The sequence below is a fragment of the Polynucleobacter sp. MWH-HuK1 genome (genome assembly GCF_018881815.1).
GTDB lineage: Bacteria > Pseudomonadota > Gammaproteobacteria > Burkholderiales > Burkholderiaceae > Polynucleobacter.
Genome location: NZ_JACVPP010000001.1, coordinates 1,779,316 through 1,801,947 on the forward strand (window position 1 = coordinate 1,779,316; position 22,632 = coordinate 1,801,947).

Below are 22,632 nucleotides of genomic sequence, written 5' to 3' on the forward strand. Positions count from 1 at the left end.
TAGCTATTAAATTAAAAGCGATTAAATATTACTTGCTGGGGTCAATGCACGAGCTCTAAACCAGCCATAAATCACTGGCAATACCAAAAGCGTCAAGATCGTAGTCGTTACCATACCACCCACAATCACCAATGCCAAAGGACGCTGCGCCTCAGATCCAATAGAGTGCGATAAGGCGGCTGGTAAGAGGCCCAAACCAGAAAGTGCTGCAGTCATCAACACTGGGCGCACACGTAAAGAGGCGCCCTCTACCATGATGTCTTTCATCTGACCATGCTCTGTAGCAGCTGTCTTATTAATAAAGGAAATCAGAATCACACCATCCTGGATCGCAATACCAAACAGCGATAAGAACCCAAAGAATGCGGAGATACTCAAGGTCTCACCTGCGAGATGTAAGGCAATCACACCACCAATGGCAGCAAATGGCACGTTGATCATCACAATGAAGGCGTCGCGGAAATTACCAAATGCACTTACTAGCAATAAGAAAATGCCTAACAATGCCAACGGCACAATTAACATCAACTTCTTCTGCGCTTGCTTCATTTGATTGAACTGACCATCCCAACTAATCGAATAGTTTGGCGGCAAGGTGATGTTCTTTTCTACCAAGAACTGAGCGTCTTCAACGGCACTACCTAAGTCACGATTACGAACGCTAAACTTGATCGCAATATAGCGCTTGCCCGCTTCGCGGTAGATAAAGAATGGACCATCCGTTAAGCGAACACTGGCCACCATTGACAGAGGAATCTTAGTGCCATCAGGTGCCTCAACCAGTAAGTGACCAATATCAGCCACGTCGTTGCGACTACCTTCATTAAGGCGGACGGCAATACCAAAAGTTTTTTCGTCTTCAAGTAAGTTAGTAACAGCAGCGCCACCAATGGCGTTCGCTACCACTGTCTGAATATCATTCACATTAATGCCGTAGCGCGCTGCACGATCACGATCAATCTGAATATTCAGCGTAGGCTGACCTAACTCTTTCAGAATGCCCTCATCAGCTACACCCCGAACTTTTTTGAGCTGATCAATAACTTCATGTGCTTTTTGATCTAAAACCTCAAGGTCTGTACCGTAAATCTTGACTGAGTTTTCGCCCTTAACACCGGATAAAGCTTCGTTAACGTTATCTTGAATGTATTGGGAGAAGCTATAAGTAATACCCGGAATCTTATTGAGCTCAGCTTCTAAATGCGCTATCAAATCCTTCTTTGAGGATCCGCTTGGCATCTTGTCAGGACTCTTTAAGTAAAGACCGTATTCTTGGTTAAACACTCCAGTAGAGTCAGTACCATCGTCTGGACGACCAATCTGTGCGGCAACCTTTTCAATCTCCGGTTGCTTCATAAAGGTTTCGCGCAATTGATTGGCAATCTTCACTGAATAATCAAGATCAACGGTATTTGGCAGAGTTACCCGCAGCCAGATATTGTTTTCTTCCAAGGTTGGCAAGAAAGCCGTACCTAGGCGAGTCATACTCAGGAGCGTAATTCCCAGTACAAAGACTGCCACTGAGAAAACAGTTAATGGACGATCCATCCATCGTCTCAGCAAAGGCTTATAACTATCCAAAATCTTGGTAATGAAAGATGGTGGTTTGTGATGCAGATTTTCACCAAATACCAATGAAATCATTGCCGGCAGGAATGTCAAACTCAAAACCATAGCCGCAATCAAAGCAAAGCCCATTGTGAATGCCATCGGCTTAAAGATGATACCTTCTACACCGCCCATAAAGAACAATGGTGAATACGCGACGATGATGATGCCAGTAGAATAAATCATGGCACGCTGCACTTCACTAGTTGCCAAAATGATGCTTTGGTTCAGGCGCTTACCGCCCTCTTCTAAGTGACGCATGACGTTTTCGGTCAGAATCACCGCCGAGTCAACAATCACACCAAAGTCAATTGCCCCCAAAGAAATCAAATTAGCTGGCACACTCCATAAATGCATTTGAATAAATGAAACACAAAGCGCCAGAGGAATCACAGCAGCCACTACCGCAGCTGCACGAATATTTCCTAGGAAGAAAAATAAGACTGCCAATACAAGAGAGATGCCGAAGAACAATGTGTGCTTAACAGTACCGATTGTGATATCTAACAACACCTGACGATCGTAGAAAGGCTTTACCTCAATACCAGGTGGCAGGATATGTTTGTTAATGTTTTCAACTGTGTTGCGCACACGAGCCAGCACCTCTGTAGCGTTCTCGCCACGACGCAAGTAAACAATGCCTTCAACCGAATCGGGATTGTCATTGAACTGGAACATGCCTAAGCGTGGCGCATTACCGATCTCTACCCGTGCTACATCACCAATGCGAATAGGAACGCCACTATTAATTGTGACCACAACTTGCTTGATGTCATCAATATTCTTCAGAAGACCTACACCGCGCACCACAAACTGCTGCTCACCACTGGGTAGCAAGCCACCACCGGTATTGCTATTGGCATTAGTGAGAGCGGTAATTAACTGGTTAACCGATACACCCTTCGCCTGCAAGCTCTCGGGGCTAACAATAACTTGATATTGGCGAACCTTACCGCCAAAAGACGAGACATCAGCTACACCCGGGGTTTGCTTAAGCTCTTTATAGATCTCGTAGTTCTGCAAAGTCTTTAACAAAGATGACGATGCATACTCAGATCGGACTTCGTAACGCATGATCTCGCCGGTAGCATCTGAATCAGGGCTGATGCTGGAAGTAACGCCCTGTGGAAACGCAACGTTTGCTAAGTTAGCTAAAAAGGTTTGACGAGCCTTGAATGGATCGGCAGTGTCATTAAATTTGAGAGTAACAACAGATAAACCAAAAAGCGATACCGAGCGAAATGCTTGCAAGCCTGGAATACCCGCCAAAGCATTCTCGACTGGAATGGTAACCTGCTGCTCCACTTCGGTAGTACTTCTTCCCGGCCATTGCGAAATTGCTTGAATGGTTAATGGCGCGACACCAGGATAAGGCTGTATTGGCAGCTTGCTCAAACTGAGCATGCCCAAGCCGAGCAATACGATGGATGCAAAAATGACAAGCACACGCTTCTCAACTACCCCTCGAATAAAGGAGGTGAAAACGCTCACTTAGTCCTCCTGCTTTGCAAAACGATCGTTTAACAAAACAGCTCCTTCAGATAGCACTTGCCAGCCTTGCTCTACACCTTCGGTGATTGCAAAACTCTTGCTATTGAGGTCATAGCCTTTAACAGGTACACGACGGAATGTTTCAGGGCCGACCTTAATGATGGCGTAACGGTTTTCACGAATTCTTACAATCGCTGACTGCGGAACCACTACAGCATCTGCTGTACCTGTAGTTAAAGAGCCAGAGGCAAACATATCCGGACGCAAGAGATCATCTGTGTTTTCAACATCCGCACGAATCAATAAGGCGCGGGTTTGCGGATCTACCGTTGGCGAAATGTAATTGGCATAAGCAATGAATTCTTTTTCTGGGTAGGCTTCTAGATGCAAAACCATTTTTTGACCGTGTTTAATCATCCTAAAGTCTTGCTCAAACACATTCCCCAAGAACCAGAGCTGCTTAGGATCGGCCAAAGTAGTGATTACATCACCGGAACTTACCGCTGAGCCTGGCTCAACATTACGCTTTACCACCACCCCCTTCAAAGGGGAGCGCATGATTAAGTTATTGCTTGTCTTACCAGTAGATTCGATATTTTTGATATCACCCTCGGCAGCGCCGAGATTTCTCATGCGGTTTGCGGCAGCTTGCTGAGTAATACGCGCATCACCCAACAAATCACTCATGCTTTTGTTTGCCTCGAGAACCTTAGCAGTTTTTGAAGACAGCAAATACTCTTGCTGTGCAGATAAAAATTCTGGACTATACATCTCCACAATTGGCGAACCAATGTCAACTTGAGCGCCGTCGAAAGCATAGATACGCTCTACGCGGCCAGGCGCACGAGCTGACAGAACTTTAGATTTCTCTGCGTTAAATGCCAGACGACCTGGCACTTTGATATTAACGGGAACTTGTACTTTTTCAGCAGTCTGAAAAACATAAATATCAGGATTGAGAGTCACTCCGGGAAGCTTTAATTCCAAAACGCCACTGCTTTCAACCTTGAGCGCTTTATCAGAGGCTTCGATTTTTACAGCGCGATTGACGTTGGTTACACGCCCTACTACGATGCCCAAGGAAAGAATGGCAAAAGCAAAAGCAGCGAGACGAACGCGATAACGATTCTGCGGTGATAGATTCCAATACAAACCTGCCAAGCCAACAGCAGCCACTTTTGCATGGTGCGTGCCGTGATGCGCGCCTTTATGCAGAATTGGCTTAACCTTTTCAGCTAATTGATTTAGAAACGAAAGAATTTTGTCTTTCAAAACTGCTCCTTAAAAGGGCTCTTTACCCGCTGATACCATTAATACCGCCTGCGATTGCAGTAGATTACTCTCAGCCTGAGCCAATGCAATCTCTAAGTTACGCAACTGTGTTTGCGCAGTCAATAAATCATTAAAGCCTTGGCCATTATTTGAATACTGAGTCAAACCTACCTTATATGCTGCATCAGCTTGTGGTACTTGGCGCTCTTTCAAAAACTGGGTTTGATTCTTGGCTTGCTCGTAAGTAGCATAGGCTGTGTTTACAGCCAAGACAATTTGCTGACGATTAGAGATGTTTCCCGCTTCAGCAGCCGCTTCATTACGCTGCGCTTGCTCTACCCCATACTTTTCTTTAGTAAAGAAGTACAGAGGAATAATCAGATCCAGTTCGAACTGATAGTAAAGCGCACCGTTATTTGCCGAGAGCGGTCCACGGGGAGTATAGGATGAACCAATCACCTGAAAGTCTGGCAAATAAGCCTTTTTAGCCAAATCAACACCTTTGCGAGCCGCATCCAACTGAAGTGCTGAACTCTTTAAAGATGGATGACTACTTTCGGCGTAATCTTCTAGCTCAATTAAGGTTGGAACGCCACTCATAGCACGACGAACATCACCACGTAATACCAATTTTTCACGTGAATGGCGGCCAACCAAAGTGTTGATGTTATGTAAAGCTACATTGAGCTGACGCTCTACATTGAATTGATCCGCTTGAGCAGCACTCTGTGCCACTTGGGCATTTAGATATTCAACATAGGCTGCGGCATTATTGGCATAACGTGCTTTTGCTACATTCTTGATCATCTCTAAACGAATGACGGATTCCTTTAGAACTGCCAATTGCTTTTGTGAAGATAAAGCACTGTAGTACAAGGTTGAAAGTTGAGCGCCCAATTGCAAATAGGTAGACTCTGTACTAGCTAGCAAAGCCTCGGCATTCGTATTGGCAATATCTGCAGCAAGACTCTTCTTACCAGGAAACTGGAAAGGTTGCGCAATCGATATTGCATTGTTATTACTAACATTAGGATTGCTACCTGCAAGTCCTAGCGCCAAAGGTGAACCCACAGGCATACCAGACCAAACCAACCCCACTTGTGGATTGGCTGGCGCATTAATCTGCGGAACAGTTGCTTTGGCAGACAAATATGACTCACGTAATGAAGACAGCTGCGGATTATTGATCTTGAGCTCATTCCATAGCTGACGCAAATCCATTTCCGTAGGACCCGATGAGACAGGCTTGGTATAAATCTTTGGCGTATTTGCTTTTGTTACCGGGGCAAATAATTCGGAAGCTTTAGAGTTCGCATTTGTTTTTTGGTCTTGCGCACCCAACTGAGCACTAATCGATGGCGGTGCAGCCAAAGACGTATCACCGGACTGAACCGTAACACTTGCAGGAATCTCGCTTGTAGAAAGCTGGGCCAGCACTAAAGATGGGGAGGCAAAGACACAAAGAAGGCAAGCAAATACCGCAAATGATGTCTTGCTTTTGAGCGATTTAACTTCGCTTGTTGTATGTTTGCCGAGAATCAACAAATGCCACTGCCTCTAAATCAATCAAATGCTGTTTTTATAGCCCCAGATGCAGAATTAGATCCAATCTATGCCCACTTCAGGGGGTTTTAGGGATTATAGGTGACAAAAGTCAAAAGTCGAAATATTTGAGCTCTCTAACTTATTGATTTTAAAGATAATAATTATCACCAATGTCAGCAAAACCCTTAAAACTCGGCATGAATCCTAAAGGATAGGATATTCACAGGACCGCGAGCCGAGTTATAGGCTGGATTATTGATGTGCTGAAAGTTCAAACCAGCCAATACATTCTTAACTACTAGGGCGTTGTAGTACAACTCGCCGATACGCTCAGGACGATAAGAAATAGTTTGTCCTGGACCGGCATAGTCACCAATAAAGTAAGACACACCGCCAGCCTGCAGATATCCCCTTCTAAAACTGGAGAGCCCGTTTTGCATCATCGAGATTCCAATCGTGTCATAAGGTCGTTTCCAGCCGGCGCCATTTAAACCCATACCAACGGAGACTGAATTATCTGCCTCAGTAAAAGACATCGTCTCTGTGTGACCATCGGATGTGAACGCACGACCATAGATGCCTAAATCTTTGGTTAAGGCCTGCTCCCCATTAATACCGATGCCAGTTTTGTATTGGTAGTTATTGCGTACATTGTTAATGGCTTGCGTACCTTGCGCATTATTAGCAATCACGTAATTTGTCGCATCCTGAAAACGCGCCAAGATCATTCTGTTGCGATAAGCCAATACCGAGACCTTGCCAGGTAAGTCAGCAATATTGTGTTGACGCTCCACTTCAAATTGATCGCCATAGGCGTTAAAGATTTGCCAATTCAAATCACGGCCATTGGGGTTCTTTGGTGCGAGCATACGAGATGCGCGCAATACCCAGTTATCCAGGTACCACTCGCCCGCTAAGCCAGTACTGTAGCCGCGCGCGTCGGCGGCATAGTCATAGGCTAGATACGTCATATTACCCCAATTCATGAACTGAATGCGAGGGTCTTTGGCGTATTTACTATCGTCAAAAATGTCTAAAGTAGAAAACTGTCCAGCAGTAATCACTACGCGATTACTACTCACCGTTTGCGTGATTTGATTGGCGTCATTCTCCAGAACAACCTTATCACCTTCTTGATTGATAGTCTGCCGCAAAAATGCGCGCGCAGAATAAAACTTGGCATTTAGTCCAGCTGCTTTTGTCGCCTCACCGTTAGAAAATCCACCAAGACCAACTAAACCAGAAAATGGCACACCAGATACCACCTCTGGATTGAAATAAATATCGGTGTTTGGCGCTAAGCGTGCGCCCAAGAACAAAGTCCCAGACCAGGTATAGCTCATTGACTTCAAGGAAGACAAACTATTCTCTCCAGAGTAGCTGGATGTGAAATTGTTGTAACGTTGATTGATATACGTGGTTTGACCATGAATATTTACTGGCAAACCAAACAACTCACCCTCGGTTGGCAACCAAGATAAATCATCTGCAAAGCTAGCAATTTGATCAGCACCCGACCCTGCCCTCTGCGCAAATGCAGTTGCTCCGAAAAACGTGCAAATGATGCTCAACAGGAGGAGTAAATAAATCTTGCGGGTCATTCACAATTTCTAAATGGGGATGCCGGTACGATGCATTGGCAACATGCCGATGGGAAAACAGGGCAAACACAGCTTGAGATTGAAGCTCAAGGGTGGCGCAGACCCAAATTATCCCCAAAAAGGAGCAATTTACCTAGTCTTTATGTCGCGACAATGACAGATTGATGGCAATGGGCGACAAAACCAAAAAAGTGAAGCGCAAAAGACTGATTAATTTTGGGGCTTAGCAGTCCAGCGATAGATCACCTCTAAGGTCTGGCCGTTATTAATTGGTTTAGAGCTTGAGAGAACCATACCGCTATCGATAGCTCTCCAATCAGCGTTTTTATCAAGCAGCTGGGCTAATTTAGTGGCGTCATCCAATACCTTTGAGCTCTCGGAGCTGGCATTGATATCTTTTCCGGATTTATCTAGAAATACCTCTCTATCTGAAGCTACAAGATTTTGAGCATCAGACATACCACTTTTCTTTTGCATACTTGCATGCTCAAGGTTAATCGAGATGATGCTAGCGGAGAGTGTGCCTGCGAGAACTTTCTTGTCGATGAAGCTTTTGAGTTGTACCTTAGAAATTTTCTCGGTGCGTTTTTGAGCGCTTTCTGTTGCCAATGGATCAACACCAAATATTGGCGTGTAGACGATGGACTCTACACTAACTAATTTTCCATCAAGCGTATAAGCCAAACGGATACCGTCACGATCAAAGTTTGACACTGCCACTCTTTGTGCATTTACACCTAAATTAGCCGTGGGATTAGAGCTGCAAGCCAATAAAGAAAACTGTGCTGCAACCAGCAAGGCTAAAGTAGATTTTTTCATGATGAACCTAAGGTAAGTTTTAAAACAAATAGAAGAGGATGATTAGCGGCGATCCATTAAGGCTCTTGCCAGTGTGCCTGCATCAACATACTCAAGCTCGCCACCAACTGGTATACCTCTAGCAATACGGGTAACTTTAATACCTTTGGCTTTGAGCACCTCGCCAATGTAATGGGCAGTAGCCTCGCCTTCACTCGTGAAATTCGTTGCTAACACCACTTCCCGAATTGGCACACCAGTATCAGGAGTCTCGATGCGATTGAGCAAACGATCAAAACCAATTTCATTAGGACCCATGCCATCTAGTGGCGAGAGGCGACCCATCAATACAAAGTAATTACCTTTGAAACTGAGAGTCTGTTCCACCATGACTTGGTCAGCGGGCGTTTCGACAATGCAAAGCAACGAAGGATCACGACGATCATCCGAGCAAGTGCTGCAAATCTGTGTTTCTGAAAATGTATTACAACGCGCACAGTGTCCTACTGTCTCCACTGCCTCACCCAATGACTGAGCGAGAACTGCTGCACCATTACGATCATGCTGCAAAAGATAGAACGCCATGCGCTGAGCAGATTTAGGACCTACTCCCGGAAGCACGCGTAAGGCCTCGATCAATCGACCGAGTGCATCTTGAGGTGCCTCTATGCGCGCCATGTAATCAGAGCTTTATATTTAAAGAGATTTAGAACGGCAGCTTAAAGCCTGGAGGCATTGGCATACCAGCAGTGGCGCCAGACATCATCTGCGCACTGGCCGCTTCTACCTGCTTAAATGCTTCTGTGTAGGCGGTCACAATGAGGTCTTCTAGCATCTCACGATCATCCATTGCACCCGGATCAATCTGTACGCGCTTAAGTTCATATTTGCCAGAGACGGTTACCTTAACTAAGCCGCCAGCAGCTTGGCCCGTTACTTCTAACGCAGCCAATTCGGCTTGCGCAGTTTTCATCTTCTCTTGCATCTGCTGAGCCTGTTTCATGAGACCAGCAAGTCCACCTTTCATCATTGCTTTATTTCCTTAGTGCTTTTGAATATTGATATAAATTAAAGAGGTTTAACTGAGCCACCAACGACTTTAGCGCCAAACTCTTTTTCTAATTGCTGAATAAAGGGATCAGCCGCAATCATTTGCTCAGCATTCATTCTTTTCTCTTGATGAATCTGGGCATCAACCTTGGCCACGGTTTTACCTTCTACTTCACCCTTTTCAATTACGATCTTCACCGGCTTACCAAAGTGTGCAGTTAATGCATCGGCAAGGCGACCAACTGAGGCCTCGGAAGCTAACTGCGGCATGGGCGTCACAATCGTTGCACGCACACCAGCCACTGAATCATTCCAATCTTGCAACTCCGTCTGAAACGCCAATTGCTGTACCAATCCTTTAACTGGCAGCTGACGCATCAAAGCATGCCAATCAGGACGCTCAGCTGAGCTAGCTACAGCAGCTGGCGCACTAGGAGCGGATGCCGATGGTGCAGCAGACGTAGGTACTCTAGCAGCAGGTGCTGGTGCGGAAGCTCTGGATGCAGGAGCAGCTGTAGCAGCTGAGGCTGCTGGGCGTGAAGTATTTACTGGTGGGGCCGAAGGTGATGAGGGCGCCGAGGAAGAATTACCTCCTCCGCCGCTGCTGTTATTTCCTGGACGAAACGCCAACATGCGCAAGAGCGTCATAGCAAAACCCGTTTGCTCGTCAGGTGCGAGTGATAAATCTGGGCGACTTGTAATGGTGATTTGATAGAAGAGTTGCGCTTCTTCTTTTGTCAATTGAGTGGCCAAGCGACGAATCTCGCCCGCTTCTGGCCAATCATCCAATACAGACTCTGGAACAACTTGCGCTGCTGCAATTTTTTGCAACAAGCTGGAGAGATCTTGCAATGCTAATGAGAAAGACATGCTGCGCTCCCCCATCTCGTTTGCGACTGCTAGCAGGCTAGCACCGTCTTTAGCAATCAAACAATCCACAATACGAATGAGGTAAGCGTCGTCTAATGTGCCAAGCATGCCGCGCACAGACTCTTCAGTCACCTTGCCAGCTGCGTACGCAATCGCTTGATCGGTGAGCGATAAGGCATCACGCATAGAGCCTTGAGCTGCTTTAGCCAGAACACGCAAGGCATTGACTTCGTATTCGACCTTTTCCGAGGCGAGAACTTTTTCGAGATGCTCCACGATGAGCGGTACTGGCATTTGCTTGAGATTGAACTGCAAGCATCGAGACAAAATGGTTACTGGGATCTTTTGTGGATCGGTAGTAGCCAAAATAAATTTGACGTGCTCTGGTGGTTCTTCCAAAGTCTTGAGCATGGCGTTAAAGGCATGATTGGTGAGCATGTGCACCTCGTCAATCATGTACACCTTATAACGACCATTGCTTGGTGCGTACGCGGCCTTTTCTAAGAGAGCAGCAATATCATCAACACCACGATTACTTGCAGCATCCATCTCTACATAGTCAACAAAGCGACCAGCATCAATTTCCATACAAGCTGGGCATTTTCCGCAAGGCTCTGAAGTCATCTTGCCTGAACCATCGGATCCTGTGCAATTGAGCGCTTTGGCCATGATGCGGGCGATTGTTGTCTTACCTACCCCACGGGTACCCGTAAATAACCATGCATGATGCAAACGGCCTTGATCTAAGGCATGCGTTAAAGCCTTAACCACATGGTCTTGGCCGACTAATTCAGAGAAGGTTTTGGGGCGCCACGAACGGGCTAATGCCAATGCTGTCATGTCTTACATTCTAACAAGCTAAAATGGAATTGGATGGGCCTCCCCGCATGGTGGGTTGGATAACCTGGTCAGGTCGGGAACGAAGCAGCCAAACCCAATTTCTGCCAGTGCCGGGGGTTTGGCTCATCCACCCTCCCCCTATAAAAACAGCGATTCAGAAGATCTTCAGAATCCTGAAAATTCCCCAAATCATCCAAATAATTAGCAAAACTAGGACGGTTCGCGCATCCAGCGAGATCCTAAATAACTGCAATTGCTTATGAGAACATTCAATAGATACTCGCAAAGTCAGCCCCTTTACATATAAGAGTTCAGCGTAGCGATTTGATATCTGATCGAGTAGGGATTTTGGATGATTTGGGTGTAAGTAAGTTGATAGTCAGGGCACAATAGATCCATACAACCTTTTCAAATTCCTTATGTCCCAAGCCATTATTTTCGATGTAGAAGCAACCGATAAGAACGATGCTGTCATTATTGAGGCAGCCTCACTTGATGTCACTTCACTAAATCCTTTTGAAGTTGGCAATCCTTGGGTGCAGCGTTACAACCCGGGTAAGCCAATTAGCTTGGGTGCGCTAGCTACCCATCACATCATGGATGAAGAATTAGTTAATTGCCCAGCCAGCAGCTCCTTTCGATTGGCAGCTGGCACTAAATATCTCATTGGTCACAATATTGATTTTGACTGGGTAGCTATTGGCAGTCCTGAGGTCAAACGCATTTGTACATTAGCCTTGGCACGTAGCCTTTGGCCTGAACTCGATAGCCATACTCAGAGTGCTCTACTCTATTACTTTGAACGCGATACCGCTAGAGAGCAATTACGCAATGCCCATAGCGCTTTAGCCGATGTTTGGATTTGCTCAAAGATAGTTGCTCAGATTATTAATAAGCTCCATCCAGTTTCTTTAGATGCTTTATGGGAAATGTCTGAGAAAGCCAGGATCCCAACGGTCATGCCTTATGGCAAACATAAGGGTGAGCTCATTAGCCAAGTACCAACTGACTACAAGCAATGGTTATTGCGCCAAGATAATGTCTCTGGTTATTTACGCAAAGCATTAGAAGCCAAGTAAGAGTTACTTACAGCCCAATCCCTGCTGCTTTTTCTGTTTAGCAATCAGTTGTAACTTCTGACAATCTTGATTGGGTGTGCCATCGTCATTGAGCACATTAAAAGATCTACAAGTGCTTGAACGCTTTTCATAGATAGAGCAGCGGTAGCCTTCTTCCGGGGTATAGCGTAGCGCAACGCATGGTTCACCACCTTTCTCAGTACCTTTCATGCAGGCCAAATGGGTAGAGACTCTTGTGGTCAACTCTTCTGGAACTGTTCCCGTACGATTGCCTGCAATTTCTCCATGGTAAAAGCTGACCCGGAAATACTGGCAGCACATGCCACATTCAAAACAAGGATTGGAAGTCATTTGATTGCACAGTAATGAAATTACCTTGATAGCTTACTTTATTGCCCTAAAAAAGAGCAAGGGAATAAGGAATCCGTGATTTCCTTATTCCCCCATTGCTTTGCTGCCTACTGCGTTTTTACTTCTACTACCAGTATTGATTACTGATAGTGACGATTAAATACCTGCTTTATTGCGCCTTCATTACGCTTAGTGTTTTTCAACACTGCACAGTAAGACAGAATCATGATTGCTGCCAATGAGATACCGTTAAAGTTATTCATCAAGTTGCTGATTGTGTTCATTTATTTCTCCTCTTTGCTATTTGTTTTTTGCTGCTATGAATTCAGAATATCGGACTTAAAGCTCATGAAATGAGCTAGTGAAAAATAGTGGTTTTTTGTGTGTAAATTTCATATTTTTTCGCGTCTTTTCGTATAGTTTTTTGTGTTTTTTCCGATACTTTTATCTTGCTATCGGTAACTCATCCCATCTGGTGGTGTAGTTTGGAGAACGATTGTTTGATCGCATTTGCCACTCTTGTTTAGCGCTATTGGTTCCTGAAGCTGCAGATCGAATGACCGCATTACCAAATCGCGCATTGATCTCATCTACTGCTTTCATGAGATGAATAGACTTACCTTTGGTCTCAGGATCATCAAAGAGTGATTGCTGTGCTATCGGTTTATCACTAATGAGATTGAGAATAACGCCAGCCTTCTTGTAACGAAAGTTCGCCTGATAAATTTGCTTGAGCCCCGCTAAGGCTGCATTTGTTAATGTGAGCGTGTTATCAGTTGGGTTTACCAATGGAACAGTGATGCTTTGATGATGCTGGGGCTCATTTTGTTTAAATGGATTGGTCTGAATAAATACCGTGAGCGCGCCCGTAGTACTGTTTTGACTTCTTAACTTTTCGGCGGCGCGCGCTACATGGGTCGCTACGGACTGCGCAAGCTCTGCTTGATTCGTTACCAATTTTCCAAAGCTACGTGAGGCAATGATTTGTTGTTTGGCTGGCGCTACCTCCTCTAACTGCAGACAAGATGTACCATGCAGTTCATAGCAAAGGCGCTCCATCACCACCCCAAACTGTTGCCGCATGGCTTGTGGGGAGGCCTGCAAGAGATCCAATACGCTCTGAATATTTTGGGCTTTGAGTTTCTTGGTAATTTGCTTACCAACACCCCAGACCTCACCCACCTCAGTCTCACTCATCCACTGGTAGAGCTCTTCTTTTGCCATAGCGTTTACATCACATACGCCGGCGAACTGCTTGTGCTTTTTAGCGAAGTGATTGGCGAGTTTTGCTAAGGTCTTACTAGGTCCAATACCAACACAGACTGGCAAGCCGGTAGTGTCTTTGACTGTTTGCTTGATTGTTTGGCCTAGTTGCGTGGCATTTAAATATTGCTTCAAGACAGTTTCGATTTGCAAAAAGCTCTCATCGATGCTGTAGACCTCGAGATTGGGTGTAAATGTTCTGAGCACTTGAACCACCCGGCTACTCATGTCGCCATATAGCGTGTAGTTCGATGATTGAGCCAGGATGCCATGCTTCTTGGCAAGATCTTTCATCTGAAACCAAGGTGTGCCCATTTTTACCCCAAGCGCTTTGACCTCAGCGCTACGCGCCACAGCACAACCATCGTTATTGGAAAGCACAACCATCGGCACTTGCTCTAACTTTGGCTGGAATACGCGCTCGCAAGAAACGTAGAAGTTATTGACATCGACGAGGGCAAAGAGTGAATTTGATGAGATTGATGCAGTTTGTGAATGGGTATTCATCTCACTTACCCTCTTTGCCGTATCTAGTACTGGTATTGCTGTACTTGCGAACCACCCCAACAACCACACCCCAGATCTGCAACTCACTACCCTCGCTAAAGGTGATGGGTTGGTAATTGGGATTTTCTGGTTGGAGCTCAATACGACCACGCAATTGATAGAGGCGCTTAATGGTGTATTCACCATCGACAACAGCCACAACAATGTCTTTGTGTTTTGGTTTGAGTGCTTTATCAACAACGACCTTGTCGCCATCGCAAATACCTGCACCCAACATGGAATCCCCCTTCACGGTGAACATGAAGGTGGCTGGCTTGTTCTGCACTAAGTAATGGTTCAAATCCAAGCCATCCTCAGCGTAATCTGCCGCTGGACTAGGGAATCCAGCTGAAATCCGGTGACTCAGGAGCTTAAGCTCATAGGCAGCAAAATGCCCCGCCAAGGCTTGTGGCGACTGGCTGAGGGTTGCTTTTTCGAGGTTTATTACTTGCGTCATAGTCATTAATATACTGTATGTTTATACAGTATATGCAAAAACCCCAAAAACAGGGCTATTTTTGTTGTTTTGGGGCTATGACCCCCTCCTACCCCCTCTTTTCCAACCCTTTCCCACGTCAATTCTCTAGCCATAAACCCCAAGTGCCCTATGCTTGCATTGGGCCTGAGGAATTGCATAGTGGACCTAGAAGTTGCGCCTTAATTAAAAAAACATCCTAAAGTTGCTTTTGAATGCGAGCATTTTGATTGAGGTGATGACTACTGGCGCAAGCACGGCATCATGATGCCCGACGATGGTATTGAGCCTTTGCACCCTAAAGATGCCGGCATTTATGAAGGGGGCTGCTCAAGCTATGGATGATGCAAAGAACGCAGGGATGATTAAGTAAGGGTGCGCTATTAAGATTGCTCGGTTTTATATATAAATATTTGCACATCCTCTTTGGAGACGGGCAAGTTTTTTAATTCAGCGGCATAAAGGCTTGATCCGGGCAGACGATCAAGTGATGCTGGAGTTAATCGACCCACTGGCACTAGATACTCTTGCCAGAGATAGCGCATATGCATACTAAAAGCGCTAACTGGGACTTTTAATTCTATAGCACGCTCTGTCAAATGCTCACATAAAATTCTGGGCTCCTCGACATGCATTTTATAGAGATGGGGTCTTTCTGATTTTGCTTTTTTCTCGTAGCGCTCTACGTGGAAATCACGATATGTTCTCGTACCAAAATCAAAGATATTGTCGGCAATTGCCCGTGACAGCCAATAAGAGTCATTTGCGTCATAAGTGCCTGCGAGTGCATCTTGCAGCTTGTGTTGAAAGCGCTCTTTGTATTTTTGAGTCTTATAACTATAAAAGGGGTGCCTCTTCATATAGCTAGCAACTAAGCCCGCTATTACTACTAAGCCCCCGATCAATACTCCCTCAGTCATCTCCCAACATCCTTTTTCTTTTTGATAGCAGACCGGCCTTGAAAAGACCAAGTCAAAACCTATCTAAAATATATAAGGGTCTAGGCTACCAAAAAAATAAGATATCTGCATGACAATTTGCACACTTTATGTGCAAAATTTACTTAACATTTAAAACCGACTAACGGAACATGTATGCCAAAGTGGCTGGATCATCAAGAAATGCGTTAGACAAACGCCTTTATTAAATTACGCTTGTTCACATTACCTCCTAACGGAATATTGCTTGTCACGTTCATTAACCCCAGTTTGGAGGTTTTTGCTTTACTCAAATAGCATAGAGCATTTAGAACAAATTTAAGAGCATGTTGGCTAGCTAACTTGATGCATCTTTCCATCCGCAGCAATCAAATACGCTTTGCTGGGCTTATCCCGACGGATTCTTATAAGCTCCGCTTGATACCCCTGTAACTGCCTGCGATATATTTCATATTTTTCGCTTCCCACTTCCGGGATCGTGAGTTTGTAATCAATGATCGCAATATGATCCTCTAACTCTACCAAGCGATCGATACGATAGCTTTTACCCACTTCGCTTGCGATATCCAATTCATTCCATGCGGCAATCCATTGACCCGAGGTGAGATAGGGTTTGAGTTTAGGCGCCTCTAATACTGTTTTAGTTCGCTCAATAACCCTTTTAGCGTGGACTTGATCTATATTCAGCCAGTTCATCACTTCTTGCTCGCTTGGCATTGCTGGCTTACTTGGATTGGCAGAGTCTGGAGTAATGAACTCTAGTAACTTGTGGAAGTTTATACCCTCTTCCAAGATTTCTGGATCGGGATTTTCTACTTGCTCATCTTCACCAACAAATACTTCAACAGTTACACCGCTCTCAATATCACTTAGCATTTGCTTATAGCTATCTTGTGCAGGATTCCATTCCAAGACATAATCTTCTACTGCGTATTCTGTTGCGGTCCTGACACTCTCAACCTCCTCCGCTATCACTTGCTCACGCACTTGATATACGGACAACTCGGCTTTACTCGCCTTGCCATACCAAGAACTTTTATCTAAGCCACTAGGATTATTAGCGGTTGGCTTTTGCGCATCGCCGCTAATCCATAAACCCTGGCGCGCACGCGTCATAGCGACGTAAAGCAGGTTCCAGTTTTCTTTTTCACCGATTTGCTTCTCTGCTTCGTTAATCTCAGCACGGAGTCCGGTTAATGTTTTAGAAGTGAACAGCGATAAATGAGATGGACTCTCTTCTTGTGGCGACCAATCAATCAAGACACCGCTGTAGTCCACATTCGTGTCAGTATTATTCGCATCAAGAATGATGACAAAGGGCGACTCTAATCCCTTAGCCCCATGAATTGTCATGAGGCGCACACGCTTATGACGATCCTCTTCTGACATCTCACTTTCTTCATCTATTTCAGCCAAGTTGTCATCACTGGCTGCATCTACATCCCCTTCATCAGGCGTTTCATCGTCATCGCCACGGCGTTTGATATTCATCTCCTGAATAAAACGACTCAAGCTTGGATACTGACCACCATCTTGATTGAGTGCAACCTCAAGGAATGCATCCAAATTAGCCAATACCTGCGGACGATCGAGATCCTGACAGACTGCAGCGTATTTAAGGCGAACATCACCCTCTTGGTAAATACGATCGAGTAAGTCATGCACTGGCAAGCATTCGCCTAAAAGATGCCAATGCTGGAGATAACGTGCAGCCCCTTGTAGTTTTGCATCTTTACTATCTTGTAAAGCATCCCACCAAGAGCGATAGCGACCGGAAGTCATCGCTACTGCCAGTTGCTGCATTTGTTTTTCGGCAAAACCAAAAATAGGACTTCTGAGAACCTGGGCCAGCGGCAAATCATGACGAGGCGTTACCAATACAGTAAGCAAGGAAATCAGATCATCGACCTCAAGAGTATTGAGTAAGCCACCCAAGCGCGGGCTCTCATATGCAAGCTTTACATCACGTAGCGCTCTTTCGTATTGAGGTAAATATTTACGACGCTTTACTAGTAACAAGAAATCACTTGCTCTAGCATCACGCCAGATTTCTTGGCCGCCTTCTTTATCAGCGACCTTACGTGTGGCGATAATCTCTTTAATAAGACGCGCAACCAACTCGCCCTCATGCTGGCGCTGAATCACGCCAACTGTTTCACTCAAATCAGCAATTGCCCCATCAAAAGCACTACCCTCTCGCAGTTCCTGCGTCGGCTCCACATAAGGAATCAATGGCAACAGATACACTTCGCCTTGCTGGGCATACGCATCACTTGGCTTGCCATTATCTGGAGTAGTCCACAGGGTTTGCTGCTCTGAGTATGGGTAATCGGGCGGTACTTGCTCGCCCTGAAAGATTGCATTAACGGTTTTATTAATTTCAGGAGCATTACGACGCGTTTTGTCCTGCTCGATATAGACAGCGTCATGATGCTGGTGCAAAAACTGTGCCGCACTCACAAACAATCTGGGATCGGCACGCCGAAAGCGATAAATCGACTGCTTGGGATCGCCCACAATAAATACTTTTGGACGCTCATCACCTTCGCTGTAGCCCGTTAACCAGGCTCGCAGAATTTGCCACTGCAATGGATTAGTATCTTGGAACTCATCGACTAAGATTTGCTTGTACTTTGCATCTAATCGAGATTGAAGATACGCAGCATGCTCAGGCTCGCCCATCAACAAACTAACGCCAACCTCTAAATCATCGAAGTCACGCACGCGCATATTCTCTTTTTGGGCGTTGGCGTGCGCCATCATGGATTGGCTCAGCGCAAACCAAGCTTCATTAATCGCAAAGATATCTTTCTCAGCTTGCCAGAGCAGGTATTCCTCAAAAGCATGGCCCCAGCTTTGCTTGATGGCGATATGTTCTTCGATACGGTGCGCTTCACCCATCCTCTCAAGATACTTCTTCATCTCACCCAAGGCCTTGTCATTATTGCTTCGGTATTTTGGGTCTTTAGTTAAGAAAGCGGTTTGAAAGTTACTCACAACTTCCATCACATCTCCAGCACGCTCCTTGCAAGCAATTGCAGGTAGCAAATATTGGAGAAGATCACTATCTTTTACGCTGCTATTTTGAAAACAGCGTGCCAAGAACTGCAAGTCTGCCAATGCATTGGGCGCATTCCACTGGGCTAGCAATGGATTTGGTAGGTTTAACTTATGCAAAGATTGCTGAAGACTCTCTATTGGAGTGATGCCAGCTTGATTGCATTTCTTTGCAAAGAATGTCCATGCGCCCCTTTGCTTAAAGAGGCTACTTTTACCCATTAAGAGTTTTTGTGTCTCATGCGAACCCAAATAGTTGAGCAGGACGTCGTAATGTGCTTTGAGCTCTGGCGTGAGATTGCCCCACCAGTCATCTAGGCATTCTTCTTGTAGTCGCTTAGCATCCTCGCGTAATTTAAATCCCGGCTGAATACCCAGCGAGACTGGGGCTGCGCCTAGCAGCCTGCCAAACCAACCATGAAAGGTATCGATCACAATGGGCTGTGGATTTGCTAGTACCTGCTCATAAAGTGCTTTGGCTTTAGGTAGATATTTTTCAGCTTGCACCTTCTCCAGGCCTCTAACGGTGAGCTCTTTGATTAAAGAAGCGTCATCACTTTTCGAAAATTGCTCAAGTAATCCGTATAAACGGTCACGCATTTCTTGCGCTGCTTTTCGTGTGAATGTGAGCGCCAGGATTTCTTGTGGCTTTACATCATCGAGCAATAGACGGAGTAGTCGAGCAACTAACAACCAAGTCTTACCACTTCCTGCGCAAGCAGAGACAATCACTGAGCGCTGCGGATCACAAGCCAGCTTTTCTGAATATGCTTGCTTTACAGGGAGGCTACTGAATTGATCGTTCACCAAATCCCCTTCCTGCAAATACCCCTTGCTTCACAGTACTGACATACCCCATCAGGTGCAAATGCTTGCATTGGCTTTTTAGCCCAAAGCTGCTCCACATCTTTTATCATCTGCGCAGAGAACTGCTGCATCATTTCTGGCATATCAGCCACCTCTTGGCTACGTGCAGCCTTTTGACCATCCTTAGAGATATCGGCCTTTAGGGCTACCCATTCCGCTTGCTCGACTTGATGACCCATTAGCTTATGGTTTTCTTGCTCTTCGTTGGCAGCTCTGGCGTAGATCAAGAGCTGAGGGTCGTCCAAGATATGCTCCGCTCTTACTTTGACTCTTTCAAAGCGTTGATTTTTGTAGTCAATCACTGAAGCACGCCTGCTGTCATCCATATGGACGTCATAGCGATCAGCATAGCCCTCAATGCGAATCATCTTAAGATTGCCATCAGTGTCTTGAAATGGCAGATCAAAGCCAACTTTGACCTCGCCATCAAAAAATTGCCAACCCGCTAGCTCACGTTGCAATTGCCAATCCACAAAGCTAGGAATTTGTTTTTGCCAGTCTCTTAACACACCCATAACTCTAGCGTCGCCTTCAATCAAAGCGGCAAACTCTTGCTCTGAACAAATATTTAAGCTCTGCTCCATCCAGGCACGTCTTTGCTCTGAATTGGTTTTGAGTGTTGCGTTGGTATGCTCTTGGGTTTTAAGCGCTTGATAAAAACGCTTGAGTAATTTATGTAAAGTTTGTCCTGCTAGCGAAGCATCAAAGCCTTCGTCGAACTCTTTGTTTTTACGTAAACCTAATAGACTGCGGACGTAATAACGATACGGACAATCCCGTAGAGCCTTATAGGCACTGGGACTCATCGATAGCGGCATTGGCAATTGTTCTTCAAAATGCGCAACTGCCATCTCCATTGGCGCAGCTTCAAAAGGTCGTTTTTTTAATTGAGTTGGAATCGCTTCCCACTTCATTTGGTTTTGCAAACGCTGAATCCAAGCCGAGGGTCTGAGTGGCTCGCCATTATTACTTTTACTTTGCCAAAGCAAATCCACATTGGGACATGACACTAAGAGTTGCGACAGATCCCTAGATTGCTGCACAAATTGCATGGCAATTGTTGAGGTCTTTAATAATTGATTAAGCGCATCCGAGAAAAATAGTGGTGGCTCTGAATACGCTGGCAACTGTTGTTCATCACAACCCACGACAACTACCGCCTCAAAGTCACGCATGCGTGTAGAACTGAGCGGCAGAATACTTAGTGTGGCTAGAGCGTCTTTGCCAGCCTCTTGATAGCTAGCGCCCTCTACAACGGTTTTGAGCAAACTCAGCCACTCACTCAAACGAATAGATATTTCCTGATGTTGAGTCTTACTTAAATCAAATGTCTTCAGCACTTCTAGTAGCTGCTTTCCGGCTGAGTCTTTCTCCAGGCTTTGCGCCATGCCGGTGACCTCAAGATTCCTCTGCAACAGAGCGAAAGCTTTATTGCAATCAACCTTAAGGCTTAGCCACTCATGATGGCGCTCCCGAATAAACTGCAATAACTCAAACAAGGCGGCACTTGGTAATGTGCCAGCCATTTTTGCTGCATTAGCTTGCGCCCCTTCAATGGCCAAGTGAAAGGTCTTCCAACCCGACTCAGCTTTACTACCAACCAAGATATCTTCCAGCTCAGCAATAAGCCCTACACACGCTTCCGTATCTCGATTCAGGATCTTGCTAATGTCTAAAAAAGGATTCTGCAAAAACTCAAGCAAAGTCTTTGCACTCGGACCATCTTTGGGCGCTTTCATGAGCTCCAACCAACTATTGAGTGCAGCAGCAGCGCGTGTAGTAGATAACTTCCAACCAGTTTCATCACGAATATTGAGCGATGGACCTAAACGTGAGAGTAGTGCACGCGCCCTTCTTGTAACTAAACGATCTTGTGCAACCAGCGCCAAATTGGTTTTGCCATCAATGAGATGTTGCTCAATTGCTTTAGCAGCAGCCCATGCTAATTCTTCAAAGCGTTTAGCAGCAATTAATCGCCAGTCCTTGCTTTGGGTGTGCCTTGCATTTGCTAACGCTTGCGCCTTTGCCTGCTCACCATCTTCAGAGCCAATAGATTCCGGCCACAAGCCCACATCACTCCAATCCATTTTGACCTCTACTACCGGCGCATGCTGAGCATACTGCTGAAGTAAGTCGCTAATACTCTCTTGCTCAATTGGTGTTGGATCAGCGGTCTCAACCCATATGAGCGGTCTTGCTTGACTTGATTGATTCTTTTGATTTATTTTTTTTGCAGTTTCAATGGCGTTCAAGTGTGCGGCCATTGCAAGCTGATTACGAAATGCTGGGTCACTCACGCTCGCGGTATAGCGCCAAAACTCAAGTAAGACCTTAGTCTCTTGATCCACGACCTTGCGTGCCATTTTTGAATAGACTTTAGCAACAGCGTTATCCAATAATGCTTGCGCTTGCACAAGACAAATCTCACCGAGATTACTCGGTCCTGCTAGATTATTTTGAATAAACTCTTGAACCTGTTTCTGCAGCAGTGGACTTACCGCCGTCGACAAGGCGTCACAAGCTTCGACAATTGCTTGCGCCAAGCCCCATGCACCAGATTCAGTTTCAGCCTTAAACCACGCCTGCAAATTTTTATGTTTGCACAAAGTAGCGTAGACATTTAACCATCTCTCTAAATCACTTTGCTTCTTGGGAAACTTCCATGCACCTGGTGCCGCTTCTAACCAGTCAGTGAAGCTAATGACTTGAGGCAAGAAGGCAATACTGCTTGGCAAGTCTTTGGGTCGGTTTCGCTCCAAAGCTACTCTCACCCCAATGACTGGGCCAGCAGTACTTAGCACTACCAAAGGGCGCTGATTGGTTTGCACTGCACAATCCCAGATACCTTTTGCCAATTGGGTAAGCGCTTGGTTATTGGGCGTGATTGCCCAAGCTTGCGGCTGCTTATGGTCAGAAATGGTTGGGAAAGACTGAGGCATTTAAGTGTGTATTTATCTATTTTGAGCAGAATGTTTCGCTTA

Annotated in this window: 16 protein-coding genes and 1 other RNA gene; 2 read left to right on the top strand and 15 right to left on the bottom strand. The window is 45.5% G+C overall.

The features are described 5' to 3' along the window. Positions 1–21: 21 nt before the first annotated feature. From ICE93_RS09150 to dnaX, 8 genes are all read right to left on the bottom strand, one after another. Complete coding sequence (locus ICE93_RS09150) at positions 22–3,099, bottom strand: CusA/CzcA family heavy metal efflux RND transporter (protein WP_216187520.1); 3,078 nt, start codon at positions 3,097–3,099, stop codon at positions 22–24. Further along, positions 3,100–4,371: an efflux RND transporter periplasmic adaptor subunit gene (locus ICE93_RS09155; RefSeq protein ID WP_216187522.1), complete on the bottom strand. Its 1,272-nt coding sequence runs from the start codon at positions 4,369–4,371 to the stop codon at positions 3,100–3,102. It lies immediately after the preceding gene. 9 nt (positions 4,372–4,380) lie between these two features. Continuing rightward, entirely contained in the window at positions 4,381–5,916 is a 1,536-nt protein-coding gene (locus tag ICE93_RS09160) for a TolC family protein (RefSeq protein ID WP_255554577.1), read from the bottom strand. A 185-nt stretch (positions 5,917–6,101) separates the two neighbouring features. Beyond that, positions 6,102–7,517, bottom strand: coding sequence for a carbohydrate porin (locus ICE93_RS09165; RefSeq protein WP_216187525.1), 1,416 nt, complete (start codon positions 7,515–7,517; stop codon positions 6,102–6,104). A gap of 210 nt (positions 7,518–7,727) precedes the next feature. Further along, the gene (locus tag ICE93_RS09170; RefSeq protein WP_216187527.1) at positions 7,728–8,336 is read right to left on the bottom strand and encodes a hypothetical protein; all 609 of its coding nucleotides are present in this window, start codon (positions 8,334–8,336) and stop codon (positions 7,728–7,730) included. A 42-nt stretch (positions 8,337–8,378) separates the two neighbouring features. Further along, positions 8,379–8,993 carry a recombination mediator RecR gene (gene recR / locus ICE93_RS09175; protein WP_216187529.1) on the bottom strand — a complete coding sequence of 205 codons (615 nt, stop codon included), beginning with the start codon at positions 8,991–8,993 and terminating at the stop codon, positions 8,379–8,381. Positions 8,994–9,021: 28 nt separating this feature from the next. Continuing rightward, complete coding sequence (locus ICE93_RS09180) at positions 9,022–9,345, bottom strand: YbaB/EbfC family nucleoid-associated protein (protein ID WP_215359808.1); 324 nt, start codon at positions 9,343–9,345, stop codon at positions 9,022–9,024. Positions 9,346–9,383: 38 nt separating this feature from the next. After that, positions 9,384–11,075, bottom strand: a complete 1,692-nt coding sequence (dnaX, locus tag ICE93_RS09185) for a DNA polymerase III subunit gamma/tau (RefSeq protein WP_216187532.1) — start codon at positions 11,073–11,075, stop codon at positions 9,384–9,386. 32 nt (positions 11,076–11,107) lie between these two features. Here dnaX and ffs point away from each other — a divergent pair. After that, positions 11,108–11,206: signal recognition particle sRNA small type (ffs, locus tag ICE93_RS09190), an RNA gene on the top strand. Between the two features lie 288 nt (positions 11,207–11,494). Beyond that, a complete protein-coding gene (locus ICE93_RS09195; protein WP_216187535.1) occupies positions 11,495–12,154 on the top strand; it encodes a putative quorum-sensing-regulated virulence factor in 660 nt (219 codons plus the stop codon). Between the two features lie 3 nt (positions 12,155–12,157). Here the strand turns inward: ICE93_RS09195 and ICE93_RS09200 are convergent, their stop codons facing one another. The 7 genes from ICE93_RS09200 to ICE93_RS09230 all read right to left on the bottom strand — a co-directional run bounded on the left by ICE93_RS09200 (position 12,158) and on the right by ICE93_RS09230 (position 22,590). Then, on the bottom strand, positions 12,158–12,505 hold the full coding sequence (locus ICE93_RS09200) for a YkgJ family cysteine cluster protein (protein ID WP_216187537.1): 348 nt from the start codon (positions 12,503–12,505) through the stop codon (positions 12,158–12,160). 140 nt (positions 12,506–12,645) lie between these two features. Continuing rightward, positions 12,646–12,789, bottom strand: coding sequence for a hypothetical protein (locus tag ICE93_RS09205; RefSeq protein ID WP_216187539.1), 144 nt, complete (start codon positions 12,787–12,789; stop codon positions 12,646–12,648). 160 nt (positions 12,790–12,949) lie between these two features. Next, positions 12,950–14,275 (bottom strand): Y-family DNA polymerase, encoded by a 1,326-nt coding sequence (locus tag ICE93_RS09210; RefSeq protein ID WP_216187540.1) that lies wholly within the window; start codon positions 14,273–14,275, stop codon positions 12,950–12,952. 1 nt (position 14,276) lies between these two features. After that, positions 14,277–14,777, bottom strand: coding sequence for a LexA family transcriptional regulator (locus ICE93_RS09215; protein ID WP_216187541.1), 501 nt, complete (start codon positions 14,775–14,777; stop codon positions 14,277–14,279). A 395-nt stretch (positions 14,778–15,172) separates the two neighbouring features. Further along, the gene (locus ICE93_RS09220; RefSeq protein ID WP_216187544.1) at positions 15,173–15,709 is read right to left on the bottom strand and encodes a hypothetical protein; all 537 of its coding nucleotides are present in this window, start codon (positions 15,707–15,709) and stop codon (positions 15,173–15,175) included. Between the two features lie 351 nt (positions 15,710–16,060). Beyond that, positions 16,061–19,591 carry a UvrD-helicase domain-containing protein gene (locus tag ICE93_RS09225; protein ID WP_216187546.1) on the bottom strand — a complete coding sequence of 1,177 codons (3,531 nt, stop codon included), beginning with the start codon at positions 19,589–19,591 and terminating at the stop codon, positions 16,061–16,063. Next, the gene (locus ICE93_RS09230; RefSeq protein WP_216187547.1) at positions 19,588–22,590 is read right to left on the bottom strand and encodes a PD-(D/E)XK nuclease family protein; all 3,003 of its coding nucleotides are present in this window, start codon (positions 22,588–22,590) and stop codon (positions 19,588–19,590) included. Before ICE93_RS09230 ends, ICE93_RS09225 begins: the two co-directional genes overlap by 4 nt. Positions 22,591–22,632 lie beyond the last annotated feature (42 nt).

Excerpts from the sequence above, each read along its gene's own strand:
- ICE93_RS09200 (WP_216187537.1), bottom strand. The coding sequence starts at position 12,505 with ATGACTTCCAATCCTTGTTTTGAATGTGGCATGTGCTGCCAGTATTTC.
- ICE93_RS09180 (WP_215359808.1), bottom strand. The coding sequence starts at position 9,345 with ATGATGAAAGGTGGACTTGCTGGTCTCATGAAACAGGCTCAGCAGATG.
- ICE93_RS09230 (WP_216187547.1), bottom strand. The coding sequence starts at position 22,590 with ATGCCTCAGTCTTTCCCAACCATTTCTGACCATAAGCAGCCGCAAGCT.
- dnaX (WP_216187532.1), bottom strand. The coding sequence starts at position 11,075 with ATGACAGCATTGGCATTAGCCCGTTCGTGGCGCCCCAAAACCTTCTCT.
- ICE93_RS09205 (WP_216187539.1), bottom strand. The coding sequence starts at position 12,789 with ATGAACACAATCAGCAACTTGATGAATAACTTTAACGGTATCTCATTG.
- recR (WP_216187529.1), bottom strand. The coding sequence starts at position 8,993 with ATGGCGCGCATAGAGGCACCTCAAGATGCACTCGGTCGATTGATCGAG.
- ICE93_RS09170 (WP_216187527.1), bottom strand. The coding sequence starts at position 8,336 with ATGAAAAAATCTACTTTAGCCTTGCTGGTTGCAGCACAGTTTTCTTTA.
- ICE93_RS09220 (WP_216187544.1), bottom strand. The coding sequence starts at position 15,709 with ATGACTGAGGGAGTATTGATCGGGGGCTTAGTAGTAATAGCGGGCTTA.
- ICE93_RS09215 (WP_216187541.1), bottom strand. The coding sequence starts at position 14,777 with ATGACTATGACGCAAGTAATAAACCTCGAAAAAGCAACCCTCAGCCAG.
- ICE93_RS09165 (WP_216187525.1), bottom strand. The coding sequence starts at position 7,517 with ATGACCCGCAAGATTTATTTACTCCTCCTGTTGAGCATCATTTGCACG.
- ICE93_RS09195 (WP_216187535.1), top strand. The coding sequence starts at position 11,495 with ATGTCCCAAGCCATTATTTTCGATGTAGAAGCAACCGATAAGAACGAT.
- ICE93_RS09210 (WP_216187540.1), bottom strand. The coding sequence starts at position 14,275 with ATGAATACCCATTCACAAACTGCATCAATCTCATCAAATTCACTCTTT.